General features: G+C 66.6%; 12 protein-coding genes. 11 read left to right on the top strand and 1 reads right to left on the bottom strand.

The genetic code is table 11. From position 1 onward, the window contains the following. The first annotated feature begins 219 nt into the window (after positions 1–219). The 3 genes from GobsT_RS35535 (at position 220) to GobsT_RS35525 (ending at position 2377) form a co-directional block, all read left to right on the top strand. The gene (locus GobsT_RS35535) at positions 220–1293 is read left to right on the top strand and encodes an AI-2E family transporter (RefSeq protein WP_010044678.1); all 1074 of its coding nucleotides are present in this window, start codon (positions 220–222) and stop codon (positions 1291–1293) included. Between the two features lie 90 nt (positions 1294–1383). After that, on the top strand, positions 1384–1959 hold the full coding sequence (locus GobsT_RS35530) for a hypothetical protein (protein ID WP_010044679.1): 576 nt from the start codon (positions 1384–1386) through the stop codon (positions 1957–1959). Between the two features lie 88 nt (positions 1960–2047). Next, positions 2048–2377 (top strand): low molecular weight protein tyrosine phosphatase family protein, encoded by a 330-nt coding sequence (locus tag GobsT_RS35525; protein ID WP_010044682.1) that lies wholly within the window; start codon positions 2048–2050, stop codon positions 2375–2377. Positions 2378–2381: 4 nt separating this feature from the next. Here the strand turns inward: GobsT_RS35525 and GobsT_RS35520 are convergent, their stop codons facing one another. After that, positions 2382–2993 carry a CE1 family esterase gene (locus GobsT_RS35520; protein ID WP_232068447.1) on the bottom strand — a complete coding sequence of 204 codons (612 nt, stop codon included), beginning with the start codon at positions 2991–2993 and terminating at the stop codon, positions 2382–2384. Positions 2994–3479: 486 nt separating this feature from the next. On the opposite strand from GobsT_RS35520, the gene GobsT_RS35515 reads away from it, so the two are divergent. The 8 genes from GobsT_RS35515 (at position 3480) to GobsT_RS35480 (ending at position 14841) form a co-directional block, all read left to right on the top strand. Further along, the gene (locus GobsT_RS35515; RefSeq protein ID WP_010044686.1) at positions 3480–3929 is read left to right on the top strand and encodes a hypothetical protein; all 450 of its coding nucleotides are present in this window, start codon (positions 3480–3482) and stop codon (positions 3927–3929) included. A 166-nt stretch (positions 3930–4095) separates the two neighbouring features. Further along, the gene (locus GobsT_RS35510; RefSeq protein ID WP_010044688.1) at positions 4096–4440 is read left to right on the top strand and encodes a hypothetical protein; all 345 of its coding nucleotides are present in this window, start codon (positions 4096–4098) and stop codon (positions 4438–4440) included. Between the two features lie 647 nt (positions 4441–5087). Then, positions 5088–5297, top strand: coding sequence for a carbon storage regulator (locus GobsT_RS35505; RefSeq protein WP_010044691.1), 210 nt, complete (start codon positions 5088–5090; stop codon positions 5295–5297). 338 nt (positions 5298–5635) lie between these two features. After that, on the top strand, positions 5636–6802 hold the full coding sequence (locus tag GobsT_RS35500) for an ROK family transcriptional regulator (RefSeq protein ID WP_010044694.1): 1167 nt from the start codon (positions 5636–5638) through the stop codon (positions 6800–6802). A 229-nt stretch (positions 6803–7031) separates the two neighbouring features. Beyond that, on the top strand, positions 7032–11369 hold the full coding sequence (locus tag GobsT_RS40740; RefSeq protein WP_010044696.1) for a PVC-type heme-binding CxxCH protein: 4338 nt from the start codon (positions 7032–7034) through the stop codon (positions 11367–11369). Positions 11370–11560: 191 nt separating this feature from the next. Then, entirely contained in the window at positions 11561–14110 is a 2550-nt protein-coding gene (locus tag GobsT_RS35490; protein ID WP_010044698.1) for a PSD1 and planctomycete cytochrome C domain-containing protein, read from the top strand. Between the two features lie 36 nt (positions 14111–14146). Next, the gene (locus tag GobsT_RS35485) at positions 14147–14425 is read left to right on the top strand and encodes a hypothetical protein (RefSeq protein WP_010044700.1); all 279 of its coding nucleotides are present in this window, start codon (positions 14147–14149) and stop codon (positions 14423–14425) included. After that, complete coding sequence (locus GobsT_RS35480) at positions 14422–14841, top strand: type II toxin-antitoxin system VapC family toxin (RefSeq protein ID WP_010044704.1); 420 nt, start codon at positions 14422–14424, stop codon at positions 14839–14841. Before GobsT_RS35485 ends, GobsT_RS35480 begins: the two co-directional genes overlap by 4 nt. The last annotated feature ends 4 nt before the right edge of the window (positions 14842–14845 follow it).

The following is a 14845-nucleotide window of genomic DNA, read 5'->3' as shown; positions in this document are numbered from 1 at the left end:
AGCAAGTTTTTCTTGTGTATTTTTTCACAAGGCTCCGGCTGCCTCAAAATCGCGCGCCGGCTGCTACAGTTCACAACATTCACCGCCCGTGATCAGAGCCTTGGTTCTACCTTCAACGCCATCTGCTGGACTTCCGGAAACGGGGCGATGGTTCGGGTAAGAAACAGGGGGTAAGATGCCCGGACCTCGATCCCGGCTCCGACCGCCCGAGACGAACTCATGTCCGCGCACGACCCGACCCATGACACCTCGCAGTTCCCGCGCTGGCGCGCGCCCGACACGCTCCGCACGGTCGCGTTCGTGCTGATGGGCGCGGCCGCGGGGTGGTACCTGATGCTCCAGCTCGCGTCCGTACTGCGGCCGTTGCTGGTTGCGGTGCTCCTCGCGTACGTGCTGATGCCGTACCACTCCCGGTTGCGGAAACAGGTCGGCACGCCGGCGTCGATCGCGATCCTCGCGGGCGGCACCGCCGCCGCGCTGGTCGGCCTGGCGTTCATCACCTCCGCGAGCGTGCTCGCCCTTCGCGACGACTTGCCCCAACTGACGCAGCGCGCCGACGACCTGTTCGTGACCCTCGAGCGCGGCGTTTCGGCGCACGCCCCGTGGGTGTCGCGCAACGACACCCGGCCCATGCGGGTGCAGGCCACCGAGCAGATCGGGCTGGTGGTGCGGCTGATCGTCGCCGGCGTCGCGACCGCGATGATCGAGGCGGGTGTGGTGGGGCTGTACCTGCTGTTCCTGCTGCTCGAGGGCACGCAACTCCCGGCCCGGGTACGCCGCGCGTACCCGAAGGAGCGGGCGGAGCAGATCCTCCAGGTCGCCGGTGAGGTCAACGCCGCGGTCATCAGCTACCTGAAGGCGAAGGTGAAGTCGAGCTTCTTTCTGGCGGCCCCGGTCGGCGCGGTGCTGTGGGCCACGGGGGTGAATTTCTCGCTCCTGTGGGCGGTGCTCACGTTCCTGTGCAACTTCATCCCGTACATCGGCACGGTGGTCGCTTACTCGCTGCCGGTGGGGTTCGCGTTCCTGTGGTTCGGGCCGTCGTGGGAGCCGTTCGCGGCGGCGGCGCTGCTGCTCGTGTGGCACGGGGCGTCGGCGTCGGTGATCGAGCCGATGATTCTGGGCAGCGCGGTCGGCATCAGCCCGCTGGTGATCCTCGGCTCGCTCGCGTTCTGGGGCCTGCTGTGGGGCGTCCCGGGCATGTTTCTGGCGGTCCCGCTGACGGCGGTGCTGACCATCGTGATGGAGCACTTCGAGCAGACGCGGGCGCTGGCCAAGCTCCTCAAAGGCGGGTGAGCGGTTTTCCTGAAGCTCTTGCACCGGCGGTGCGGCTATAATCCCCCCACCCGCGGGGCCGTTCGCTCCCGCACCTTCCTGAGGTACGCTATGCGCTTCCGCCTGCTCGCCGTGTTCGCCCTCGTGCTCGCCCCGCTCGCCGTTCGCGCGGCCGACGAAGAGAACCCGTACAAGAAAGCCAAGGTCGGCGACTTCGCCGAGTACAAGCTGACCACCAAGTTCGGCGAACTGTCGATCCCGGGCACCATGCGCCAGGTCGTGACCGAAAAGACCGATAAGGAGCTGACGCTCAAGATCACCAGCGCGGTCGAAATCGGCGGGCAAAAGAAGGAGAACGAGCAAACGCAGAAGATCGACCTGACCAAGCCGTTCGACCCGACCAAGGGCGGCGCGGTCCCGGGCGGCGGCAAGGTGGACATCGAGAAGCTGAAGGACGGCAAAGAGAAGGTCAAGGTCGACGGCAAGGAGTACGACACGGCCTGGACGACCTATAAGGCCAAGATGAAAATATTCGGGCAGGAGATCGAGTCCGAGATGAAGGTGTGGACCTCGAAGGACATGCCGCTGGGCATGTTGAAGATGACCATGACGGGCAAGTTCATGGGTCAGGACATGGAGAGCGCGGTGGAACTCACCAAGTTCGGCAACAAGAAGGAAAAAGAGTAATCCGGCAGGTACGTGTGCCGCGTGGCCATGATCGCGCGGCATGTACCGCCCGCAGCACTATGTCCGAACCGACGTTTCAGGAGTTCCTGTGAACGCTCTGTTCGTCTGCGAGGGAAACCGGCACCGCAGCCCGACCGCCGCTCGGTTGTACGCGAACACGCCTGGACTCAAGACCAAATCAGCGGGCCTTTCATCGCTGGCGCGAGTCGAACTCACTGAAGAATTGCTTGCCTGGGCCGACACCATTTTCGTGATGGAAAGGCGCCTCGAAAAGCTCATTCGCCGCCGGTTCGCGTTGGAAGTCGGCGACAAGCCACTCGTCTGTCTTGCGATTCCCGACGATTACCAGTTCATGCAGCCCGAGTTGCTCGCGGTTCTTTCCGAAAGGCTCACTCCGCACCTTGGTGCTCCTGCGTGAGCGTTCACTTTTTCGCGTGCTGTTTGAAGAACGTGACGATCCGCTCCGCCCCGTCGGTCGGAAACGTGTGCCCACCCGGATACACCAACTCCACGAACGGCGTTCCGCGTTTCGAAGCGTAAACCACGCCCGCCGGGGTCTTCTCTTTGTCCCACGGCGCTCCTTCGGATTCGCAGCCGTTCAACTTCCGCACCGCATCCATCGTCTGCTTTTGCCACGCGAACTTGACCAGTTCGTCCTTCTCACCCGCGATGTGTAAGCACGGCTTTGGCTTGAACGATTTCGTTAAACCGACGGCAGTCGTGCCCGACGGCGCGACCGCCGCAAACACGTCCCCGCGCTCGGCCCACAAGAGTTGCGTAAACCGGCCGCCGTTCGAGTGCCCGGTGACGTACACCCGCGTTTCGTCCACTTTGTAGTCCGCGCGGAGCGACTTCAGCATCGCGTCGAAGAACTTCAGGTCGCGGTCGTTCTGCTCGCCGGCGGTGATCTGCCACCCGCTCTTCTTGCCTTCGGGGTCGGTAAGTTTGACGGGCGTGTTGAGCCCTTGCGGGTACACGCAGATGGCCTCCGGCCAGTGCGGGTGAACCCCGATCGACACGGACGCGTGCCTCATCGTGCCGCCGTGACCGTGAAAGACGAACACCAGCGGGCTGGCCGCTTTTGTTGCGCTCGCGGGAGCACAAACCAGCGCCTCACGCGGGGTATCGCCGACCCTCCACTCCGCCCGTTTTGCCGCCGGCTCTGCGGCCGGTGTCGCTGTGCCAGTTCCCACAAAACACAGGCTCAGAAAACACAGCCGTAACACGATTCGCCCTCCTCAAATTCGGCACCACCGGCGCACACCAGTTCCAACACCTCTATTCCTCCTCCGTTACAGACCACAAATGTCACTTTTCGGGCAATTATCGTTGTTAATAATGTCCATCAAAATAACGAATCACGCCCAGGCAAAAAGAAAATCGAAAAATCCGCGCGGGAGTTAGTTGACACACTTGGTGTACAGGTGTATAAGTAGTGTGTCGGATGCAACTGAGGAGTTGGAACTGCAACCGAACGGGTTGAACGCGACCAAGCGAACACGAGTGCGGAGGGCGGAACCATGGAAAGCTGGCGTCTGGTGTGGCGGGACGGGTTCGTGCCGGTGCTCTCGACGGCCGGGTTGGAATCGCTCCGCGATGCGCTCCGTGGCGACGACCCCCGACTGACCCAAGGCAGCACCACCACCCCTCCTCCGCTCATGTGTGTTCAGGACTGGCCGGTCGAAGCGGCCTGTGCCCTCGGGTTCTGCGGCTGGCAGGGCGACGAACTCGAATCTGTGGGCCAGGTCGAGGAGTTCTTCGCCCGGGCCTGCTTCGAGGCCGACCAGCGTCTCGGTGAACCCGCCGCGTGCCGCTGGTTCCTCAACTGGTTCGACGACACGCCCCGCGACGAGATGCGCCGCGAGTTGCTTGCCGAGGTCGAACTCGCGATCGCCCAGCGGCTCCCGATCGAGGCCCCGAACCCGGCGAACAAGCCGCTCACGATGCAGCCCGAAATCGCCGCCGCCTGAGCGGCCCTTCCAGACAACACGGGCGACACGAGTCCCGCGAGGTCCGCAGTAGTCATCTGAACAGTAAATCGGTGTCGGTGGGAGTGAAAAATCGCTTCTTTCGGCACGGCCCGCATACGAGTTCCCGACCCGAACGCACGCACTTACCCAAACCTCGGATATCGCCATGAACCCGATCTGCCGTCACTGCACGAAGTCGAAGGTGAACCGTCCGCGCGGGCTGTGCTGGAGCTGCTACTACACCCCGGGCGTGAAGGAACTGTACCCCTCGACCTCGAAGTACGCCCGCCGCGGGGTCGGCAACTTCACCGGCAGCGCGCCGCTGCCCGGCGCCCCGACGACCGCCGCCCCCGGCACGCCGGAGAAGCTCGCGGTGCTGGAACAACGGGCGAAACTGAAGCAGGCGATCTTCCACCCGGCCGACGCCCGTTACGAAGGCGACCCGCGCCCGGTCGAGTTCCTCAAGAACAAGTCCCGCAGCGCCGCGTCCGAGATGTTGTGCGTGGCCTGACGGGCCGCGGGTTGTGGTTGAGGCTGCCGTTCGCCCGCAGGTGCGCCCCACCAAATGGTGTCTGTCGCCCACGGACTTCCCGTCCGTTTAATTCTCAGACACAAACGATAAGCGCCCGACCTGAACGCGAACGGAACCGTGCCTCCCACAACCCGCTGCATTCCGAAGTTGAGGTAAGTGCGGCTGATTAATACCAATTGATTCGCATTAGCAGACCGTTTCGACGGTCTGCTAATGTTTTTGCTGGCCGTTTCTGTCCGTTTCCGTCACTTTCTGTAAATCGCCACATGAGCCGAATGGCAAATCGAGATTCGGTTGGGCTTGAGTTTCCGAGCTAGTGACTCCTCGCCAACGTGTCCGCTGCGGTTTGGTCGGAAGAATTTTGCGGGTCGCGGCACCACGGTCTGTGAACCCCGGCCCGATCGCCGACTCAACGGGACGGTTTGACGCGATTCGGCTCTCAATGCGGGCCGCGCCCGGTGTTCATACGTATCGGTGTGTGCTGCACCCATTATGACGGCGGTGCGCTCGGTGCCCCCAGGTGTCGAAACGCCAATTCGTAGTGCGCCGCAACCCCCTGCAGAATCATGACGTAGAATTGGGGAGCGTTTTACGGACGAGTGACGCACAACGGAGGGACGCGACCCATGCTCGTTCTCAGTCGCAAACTGGGTGAAAAGATCTTCATCGGCGACAACATCTGCATCACGGTCGTTGACATCGATCGCGGCAAGATTCGGCTCGGAATCGAGGCCCCGCGGGACGTGCCCATCTACCGGCAGGAGTTACTGCCCCTGGAACAACAAAAGCAGCGTGCTGACGCCGCCGGACAACCGAACGTGCCGACCGTCTCTTGACGGACTCGGTTCGCTCGTCCGAACGCTCCCTTGCGGCGGTTGCTCTTCTCTGGAAGAGCGACCGCCGCGGGCGTTTTGCCGCTCTCCTTTGGGAAGTGGACAGCCCGTCCGTATCCGCCTCGTCAAGAACGATCCAAACCCGACACAACTGTCCACTCACACGGCGATCTGCCGACAAGACCTAAATTTCACACGACAGAATCCGTTCCTTTTCGCCGTGTTTATGGCACCTGGGCGGGTGCGGTCCATTTCTAAGCCAGATTTACTAAAGCCTCTTTACAAACAGTTATGGTTCGTGTACCTTGTCCATCAACACACACAGACGGGACGCGCGAAGGATGTCCGCGATCACCACGATTCGCCCCGCGTTGGTCGGGAAACTGAACGAGCGACAGGTGCTGCGCGTCATCCAGTCCCGCGGCTCCCTCTCGCGGGCGGAAGTGGCACGGGAGAGCGGGCTGAGCGCGCCGACCGTTTCCAAAGCGGTTGAGTCGCTGCTGAAGGCCGGGCTGATCGAAGCGACGGACGCGCCGGAACTCACGCGGGGCCGCCCCGCCCCGAAACTGAGACTCGCGACCACCTCCGCGCAGGTGCTCGGTGTCGCGATCGATGTCTGCCACTGCGAGGTGGTGTCCACGGGGCTCGACGGGGCGCTCCGCGACGACACGCTGACCGTACCGACGCCGGCGACCTACCCCGAACTGATCGACGCGCTCACCCGCGCGGCGCGAACGTTCATGGCCCGGCCCGGGGTGACCACGCTCGGCCTCGGCGTGAGCCTCCCGGGGCTGGTCGACTACCGCAAGGGGTGCGGGGTGCTGTCGCCCAACGTGGCGATCACCAACAACCACTGCCCCGCAGCGGATTTGGCCGAGCGGCTCGGGATCGAATGTACGGTGCTCCAGGAGTCGCACGCCCTGTGCCTCGCCGAGCGGCACTACGGGCTCGCCAAGGGGCTCGACGATTTTGCACTGTTGGACGTTGGCGCCGGCGTCGGTTTAGGGATCATGAGCGGCGGGCGTCTGTTGAAAGGACGGTCGGGCCTAGCGGGCGAGATCGGGCACTTCACCGCGGTGCCGGTGGGCGGGCGGCGGTGCGGGTGCGGTAACACCGGGTGCCTCGAAACCGTTGCCAGCGACTCCGCGCTGGCGTGGCTCGCGTCGCAAAAGCTCGGCCGCACGGTGAACGTCGACGAGGTGATCGACCTCGCGCGGTCCGGATCTGTGGACCTCAGCGCGGAGCTGCGCGAAGTGGCGGGGTTCGTGGCGGTCGGCCTGGCGGCGGTGATCAACCTGTTCAACCCGGCAACGGTGTTCATCCACACGCCCCTGTTTGAAATCGACGAGGCCCTCTTTGGCACGGTGGTCGGGCGGGCGCGTGAGCGGGCGCTGCCGCCGTCGTTCGCGGACTGCACCATTGTGCGTGCGAAGGGGAGCAAGCGGCAGGGGGCCGTCGCCGGGATCATCCAGCACCTGACCGATTCGGTAGCACCGGAACTGGTGTAAAGACGGAAGATCGAGTGGCCACAAAGAAGTACAAAGGACACAAGAGGAAACCAAGAGCAAAGAGATTTGCGGAGCCGGCAGAACAGGCAAGGCCGGTGCGGCCCGGGCGGGCCTGCCTTGTTGTTCGATCCCGTTGAATCCTGTTAATCTACTCTGTCCCTGGTTCCCTGCCTTTTGGGCTCGTTGTGCTCATTTGCGGCTATTGCTCTCTCTCTCGCTTGGAGCAGCCATGCGTGTCTTACTCTCTCTGATCGCGCTGACGTTCGCAGCGCCGGCGTTCGCGGCCGAACCCGCGAAACTGAAGGTGCTGTTCCTGGGCGACACCGCAGGGCACCGGCCCACGGACCGCTTCAAGCAGCTCCACCCGGTGTTCGCCGCGCGCGGCATCGAGCTGACCTACACCGACAAGCTCGACGACCTGAACGCCAAGACGCTCGGCGGGTACGACGCGCTCATGATCTACGCCAACCACACGAAGATCTCCGAGGAGCAGGAGAAGGCCCTGCTGGAGTACGTGGAGGGCGGCAAGGGGTTCGTGCCGGTTCACTGCGCGAGCTACTGCTTCCTGAACTCGCCGAAGTACGTCGCGCTGGTCGGGGCGCAGTTCCGCAGCCACGGCACCGGGACGTTCCGCACCGAGACCGTTAAGGCCGACCACCCGATCATGCAGGGGTTCAAGAGCTTCAGCAGTTGGGACGAGACGTACGTCCACACGAAGCACAACGAGAAGGGCCGCACGGTGCTGGAGGTGCGCGCCGAGGGCGACCTGAAGGAGCCGTGGACGTGGGTCCGCGAGCAGGGCCGGGGCCGCGTGTTCTACACCGCGTGGGGCCACGACGCCCGCACCTGGAGCCACGAGGGGTTCCACAACCTCCTCGAGCGCGGGCTGCGGTGGGCGGTGAAGCAGGACCCGGCGGCGGTGGGGGCCTACTTCGACGCCCCCGAAATGACGAAACTCCCGAAGGACGTGAAGCCGTTCGAGTACGTGGACGCGAAGGTGCCGTTCTACCCGGCCCGGGGCGAGCGCGGCGGCCCGCTCTCGAAGATGCAGAAGCCGCTATCTGTCGAGGAGAGCCTGAAGCACATCAGCACGCCGGTGGACTTCCAGGTCAAGGTGTTTGTCACCGAAAAGGAGCTGGGCGGTAAGCCGATCGCAACCACCTGGGACGAGCAGGGGCGGCTGTTCGTGTCGGTGACGGTGGACTACCCGAACGAGATGCAGCCCGCCGGGCAGGGCCGCGACAAGATCGTGGTGTGCGAGGACGCCGACGGCGACGGCGTCGCGGACAAGGTGACCACGTTCGCGGACAAGCTGAGCATCGCGACCAGCCTGTTGCCCTACGCGGGCGGGTTGATCGTCCACCAGGCGCCGGTCACGCTGTTCCTGAAGGACACCGACGGCGACGGCAAAGCCGACGTGCGCCAGGAGTTGTTCCGCGGGTGGAGCACCGGCGACACCCACGCCGGCCCGAGCAACCTGCGCTACGGGTTCGACAACTGGGTGTACGGGGCCGTCGGGTACGCCGGCTTCAACGGCACGGTCGGCGGCGAGCGGCACAACTTCCGCCAGGGGTTCTACCGGTTCAAGGTGGAGCCCGCCGGCGCCGCGGACGCGCCGCTGAAGGTGACCAAGCTCGAGTTCCTCCGCAGCACGAACAACAACACCTGGGGCCTGTGCTTCGACGAGAGCGGTGAGCTGTTCGGCAGCACCGCGAACGGGTGCCCGCTGGTCCACATGCCGATCCCGAACCGCTACTACGAGAAGGTGAAGGGCCTCGCGCCCACCGTGCTGCAAAACATCGCGGCCGACAACCACATCGAGCCGATCACCGAGAAGGTGCGGCAGGTGGACTGGCACGGCGGGTTCACCGCGGCGTCGAACATCGCGGTGTACACCGCCCGCACCTACCCGCGCGAGTACTGGAACCGGACCGCGTTCATCTCGGAACCGACCGGGCACCTGACGGCGACCATGACCCTTCAGCCGGCGGGGATGAGCTTCCGGGGCAAGTACGGCTGGAACCTAGTCGCGAGCGACGACGAGTGGTGCGCCCCGATCGACGCGCAGGTCGGCCCGGACGGGCACGTGTGGGTCGTGGACTGGTACGCGTTCATCGTGCAGCACAACCCGACCCCCGCGGGCTTCCGGAACGGCAAGGGGAACGCCTACGAGACCGAGCTGCGCGACAAGGTCCACGGCCGCATCTACCGCGTCGTGTACACCAAGGCGAAGGACGAGAAGCCGTTCACGCTGAAGGGCGCGACGCCCGAAAAGCTGGTGGCGGCGCTGAAGCACCCGAACATGACGTGGCGGCTGCACGCCCAGCGGCTCCTGGCGGCGAGCGCGACGCCCGAAACCGTCGGGGCGCTCATCAAGGCGCTGGGCGACAAGTCCGTTGACGAGACCGGCAACAACCCGGGCGCGGTCCACGCGCTCCACACGCTGGCGGCGCTCGGCGCGCTCGACGGCAAGAACGAGGACGCGGCGAAGGCGGTCCTCGCGGCACTGGCCCACCCGTCGGCGCCGGTGCGGACGGCCGCGTTCGCGGTGCTCCCGCGCGAGGACAAGTGGTTCGCGCAGATCCCCGCATCGGCCCTCGCCGACGCCGACGCGAAGGTGCGCCGGGCCGGGCTCCTGGCGCTGGCGGAGCTGCCGCAAGGTGGCACGGGTTCGGCGTTCGCGCTGCCCCGGCTGGTGGCGGCCACCGGGGACGCCGACGCGAACTCGCCGGCGCTGCTGGCCGCGGTCGCGCGGCACTCGCGGGCGCTCCTAGCCGGCGCGGCCGACCTGCCCGACCGGGCGGCACTGCTGCCGCTGGTGGAGACCGCCGCCCGCGCGCTGGCCGACTCCGACGCCGCCGGGCTGCCGGGCGTGCTGGCGGCGGCGGCGCGGGCGAAGCCGGCGGTGGCCGAGCGGATCGTGGCCGGGCTTGCCGCCGGGTGGCCCGCGGGCCGCGCCGCCGCACTCACCGCGGCCGAAGAGGAGGCCGTCGGGAAGTTACTCGGCACGCTCCCGGCGGCGTCGCGCGGGCGGCTGGTCAAGCTCGCCTCAACGTGGGGCGTGAAGGGCATCGAGGCCCAGCTCGCGGAACTCACGAAGGCCGCGTTCGCCACCCTCGCCGACGCCAGCGCGAAGGACGCCGACCGCGTCGCCGCGGCGCAGCAGGTGATCGAGTTCCGCCCGAGCGACGACGAGGCCGCGGCCAAGTTGCTCGCGGCGGTGACCGCGGACGCCTCACCGGCGCTGGCCGGCGGAATCTTCGAGGCGCTCGGACAATCTAAAGCCAAGGGCGCGACGGTCGCGGTGGTCGCGAAGCTGAAAGACCTGCCGGTCGGGGTGCGGTCCGCGGCGCTGCAACTGGTGCTCGCGAAGACCGACTCCACGAAGGCGTTCCTCGACGCCGTCGAGAAGGGGCAACTGCGGTTCGACCTGCTGGCGCTCGACCAGCGGCAGGCGCTCGCGTCGCACCCCGACAAGGAGATCGGCGCGCGTGCCCGCAAGATCCTCGAACTGGGCGGCGGGCTCCCGAACGCCGACCGGCAGAAGGTGATCGAGGAGCTGAAGACGGCGCTCGTGCGGACCGGGAACGTCGAGAACGGCAAGAAGATGTTCGTCGCGCACTGCGCGAAGTGCCACAAGCACGGCAGCGAGGGGACCGCCATCGGGCCGGAACTCACCGGGTTCGGCGTCCACCCGCGCGAGGAGCTGATGATCGCGATCCTCGACCCGTCCCGCAGCGTGGAGGGCAACTTCAAGCTGTACCGCCTGACGACGGTCGACGACCGCACCGTGATCGGCATCCTGGGGGCACAAACCGGAACGTCGGTGGAACTGATCGACGCCGAGGCCAAGCGGCACCAGTTCGCGAAGACCGACGTCGTGAGCATGCGGGAGACCGACAAGTCGCTCATGCCCGAGGGCTTCGAGAAGGTGATGAAGCCCGAGGAGCTGACCGACCTGCTGGAGTTCCTGGGGCAGAAGGGCAAGTACGTCCCGCTGCCGCTGGACAAGGCGGCGACGGTGGTCAGCACGAAGGACATGTTCTTCGACGCCGGCGGCACCGCGGAGCGGCTCGTGTTCCCGGACTGGAAGCCCAAGACGTTCGACGGCGTGCCGTTCGTGCTGGTGGACCCGCAGGGCGACAAGGTGAAGAACGTCGTCCTGCTGAACGGGCCGAACGGCGTCGTGCCGCCGAAAATGCCCAAGAGCGTGTCGCTGCCGTTCAACGGCAAGGCGAAGGCGGTCCACCTGCTGAGCGGCGTGGGCGGGTGGGCGGCCCAGCAGCCGGCGCGGAACGGCCCGGTGAGCATGACCGTGCGGCTCACCTACGACGACGGCAAGACCGAAGACCACGCGCTCCGCGACGGGGTCCACTTCGCCGACTACATCGGCAAGTTCGACGTGCCGGGGTCGAAGCTCGCGTTCACCCTGCGGGGCGGGCAGCAGGTCCGCTACCTGAGCGTGACCCCGAACCGCCCGGACGCGGTGGTGAAGACGATCGAACTCGTAAAGGGCTCCGACCGCTCCGCCCCGATCGTGGTGGCGGTGACCGTCGAAACGCCGTGAGCCGATTGGGACCGTGTGCCGCCCGCGCCCCGGGCGGCCCGCGGTGCCGCCACTGAAAACCCAAGAGCGTGCCGCCCGAGTCGCCCTGTGCGGCCCGGGCGGCGCCCCCGAGAATAACCGAGAGAGTGCCCCTCCCCGGCGCGACCGACCCACCGATTACGCAATCGCCCCCCGCCTGCCGGACCCACGCCATGACCTCACGCATCTCACGCACGCTCGCGCTCACCGGCTTCGCCGCGGCGCTGGTCGCGTTCGCCGGCGGGTTCCGCTCCCGCGCGGCCGACGACAAGGCGGCCGAGCCCGCGCCGAAGTTCACCGCCGCGCAGGTGAGCTTCTACGAGAAGGAGGTGCTGCCGGTGCTCACGCAGCACTGCCTCAAGTGCCACGGCGCCGACCCGGCGAAGCTGAAGGGCGAGTTCAACCTCGCCACCCGCAAGGGCGTGCTCGCCGGCGGGGAGAGCGGCCCGGCGGTCGATCTCAAAGCGCCCGCGGACAGCCTGCTGCTCAAGACGATCCACTACAAGGACGACGCGGCCAAGATGCCCCCGAAGGGCAAGATGCCCGACAAGGACATCGCGACCATCGAGAAGTGGGTGAAGGACGGGCTGCCGGTCCCGGCGGACCGGCTCGGCGGCGCCGAGAAGGCCGCGCACAAGGGCGTCGTCACCGAAGAGGCCAAGAAGTACTGGGCCTACCAGCCCGTCACGCGCCCGGCCGTGCCGGCGGTGAAGGACGCGGGGTGGGTGAAGACGCCGATCGACGCGTTCGTGCTGGCGAAGCTCGAAGCGAAGGGGCTGAAGCCGGTCGCGCCCGCGGAGAAGGCGGCGCTAATCCGCCGCGCCGCGTACGACCTCACCGGGCTGCCGCCGTCCCCGGAAGAGGTGGACGCGTTCGTCGCGGACCGGTCGCCCGACGCCTACGAGAAGCTGATCGACCGGCTGCTGGCCTCCCCGCACTACGGCGAGAAGTGGGGCCGGCACTGGCTCGACGTGGTGCGGTTCGCGGAGACCAACGGGTACGAGCGCGACGGCCCGAAGCCGTTCGCGTGGCGGTACCGCGACTACGTCATCAAGAGTTTCAACGACGACAAGCCGTACGACCAGTTCGTGAAGGAGCAGCTCGCGGGGGACGAGGTGCCGGGCTACAACCCCGACGCGGTGATCGCGACCGGGTTCTACCGGCTCGGCATCTGGGACGACGAGCCGGCCGACCCGCTGCTGGCCGTGTTCGACGGGTACGACGACATCGTGTCCACGGTGGGCCAGGGGTTCCTGGGCACCACCTTCAACTGCGCCCGGTGCCACGACCACAAGGCGGACCCGATCCCGGCCGCCGACTACTACAAGCTGGTCGCGTTCTTCCGGGACATCAAGCCGTACTCCGAGAACCGGGACGTGCGGTCCGCGAACAGCCTTTCGGACATCACCCCGCCGGAGCAGCGCGCGAAGTACGAGGAGGACCTCAAGAAGCGCATGGCCCGGGCGGCCGAGATCAAGAAGCTGATGGAGGAGATCGAGGAGAACGTCATCAAGACGCTGCCCGCCGAGGACCAGCGCGCCTCCGAGGGACCCGACCGGCCGCAGGTGATCGAGCGGAAGGTGGTCCCGGCCCTGAAGGGGGCGGTGAAGGACGGGTACGCGGCGCTCAAGGGCGAGCGCGCGGAGCTGGAAAAGCGGACCCGCCCGGCGGGCCAGCAGCTCGCGCTGTCGGTCAACAACTGCGAACGGACCCCGCCCACCACGCACATTCTGGTGCGCGGCTCGCCGCAGGCGAAGGGCAAGGAAGTGAAGCCCGGGTTCCCGGAGGTGCTGGGGCTGCCGGAGCCCGAGATCGCGCCGCCCAAGCCGGGCCAGAAGTCGAGCGGCCGGCGCACCGTGCTGGCGAACTGGATCGCGTCGAAGGACAACCCGCTCACCGCCCGGGTGATGGTGAACCGGGTGTGGCAGTACCACTTCGGCCGCGGGATCGTGGACAGCGCCAACGACTTCGGCAAGCTCGGCTCGGCCCCCACGCACCCCGAGCTGCTCGACTGGCTCGCTCAGGAGCTGACGGGCGGCGAGTGGAAGCTGAAGCGGCTCCACAAGCTCATCATGATGTCGAGCGTGTACCAACTGTCGGCCCGGGCCGACGCCGGCAACCTGAAGGCGGACCCCGCGAACAACCTCCTGTGGCGGTTCAACATGCGGCGCCTGTCGGGCGAGGAGGTGCGGGACTCGATCCTGGCGGTGAGCGGCGCGCTGAACCTGAAGATGGGCGGCCCGAGCACCTACCCGAAGATCCCGAAGGAGGTGCTGGCGGGCCAGTCCGTGCCGGGCCAGGGGTGGCCCACGTCGCCGCCGGACGAAGGGAACCGGCGCAGCGTGTACGCGCACGTCAAGCGGTCGCTGCGGGTGCCGATCCTGGTCGGGTTCGACCAGCCGGACCCGGACTCGAGCTGCCCGGTGCGGTACGTGACCACGGTGCCGACGCAGTCGCTCGGGCTGCTCAACGGCGAGTTCGCTAACGAGCAGGCCGAGGCGTTCGCGAAGCGGCTCCAGAAGGAGGCGCCCGACAACGTGGCGGCCCAGATCGCCCGCGCGGTGCGCCTCACCACCGGGCGGGTGCCGTCGGCGGACGAGGTGAAGGCGGACGCCGCGTTCATCGCCCAGTTGAAGGAGAAGCACAAGCTGAGTGACGCCCAGGCGCTCACGCGGTACGCCTTGCTGTGCCTGAACGCCAACGAGTTCGTTTACCTGGACTGAGCCGCACCTGTTACGATGCGAACAGGAGGGCCGCGCATGACGTTCCCGATTTTTGTGACGCAGTCCAACGGCACGTTCACGGCGAGCGTGCTCGGGGACCCACGAGTTGCGTCCGAGGGCGCGACCAAGGAGCAGGCGGTGTCGGCCGTCACAGCCCAGCTCCAAAGCCGTATGACTGCGGGCGAGGTGGTGCTGGTGACGGTCCCGCCGCCCGCTCCTGACGAGTCGCCCGATAAGGCTCAAGCTTGGCGCGAGTTGTGTGACGAGATCTACCGGGAGCGCGACGCCCAGAAGGCTGCGGAGTTTCCGGAATGACGGCACTCGACACCGACGTGCTGACGGAACTCTTCGCCGGCAACGCGGTGTACGAGCGACGGCTCGGTGCCGTTGCTCCCGCCGAACGGTTTGTCCCGATCGTCGTTGCGGGGGAAGTCGTTCGTGGCTGGTTGAACGCCGTGCGACAGGCCGAAGCCGGCAAAGGGCGAATGAGTTTAGAATTCGCATTCGGACGCTTGCAGGAAAGCCTGACGGTTATAGTCCCGTTCGCGCTTCTGCCGTACACCGCCGCGGCCGATGCGCTGGTGCGTCAGTGGCGAGCGGCCAAGATCCGCGTTGGAACGAACGACCTCCGTATCGCCGCGATCTGTGTTGTCCACGGGGCCACGCTCGCGACCCGAAATGCCCGCGATTACGCTCAGGTGCCCGGGCTCACCTTCGACGTGTGGAACTAACCGA

The sequence above is a fragment of the Gemmata obscuriglobus genome (assembly GCF_008065095.1).
Classification (GTDB): domain Bacteria; phylum Planctomycetota; class Planctomycetia; order Gemmatales; family Gemmataceae; genus Gemmata; species Gemmata obscuriglobus.
This window is presented reverse-complemented; position numbering and strand designations above follow the sequence as displayed.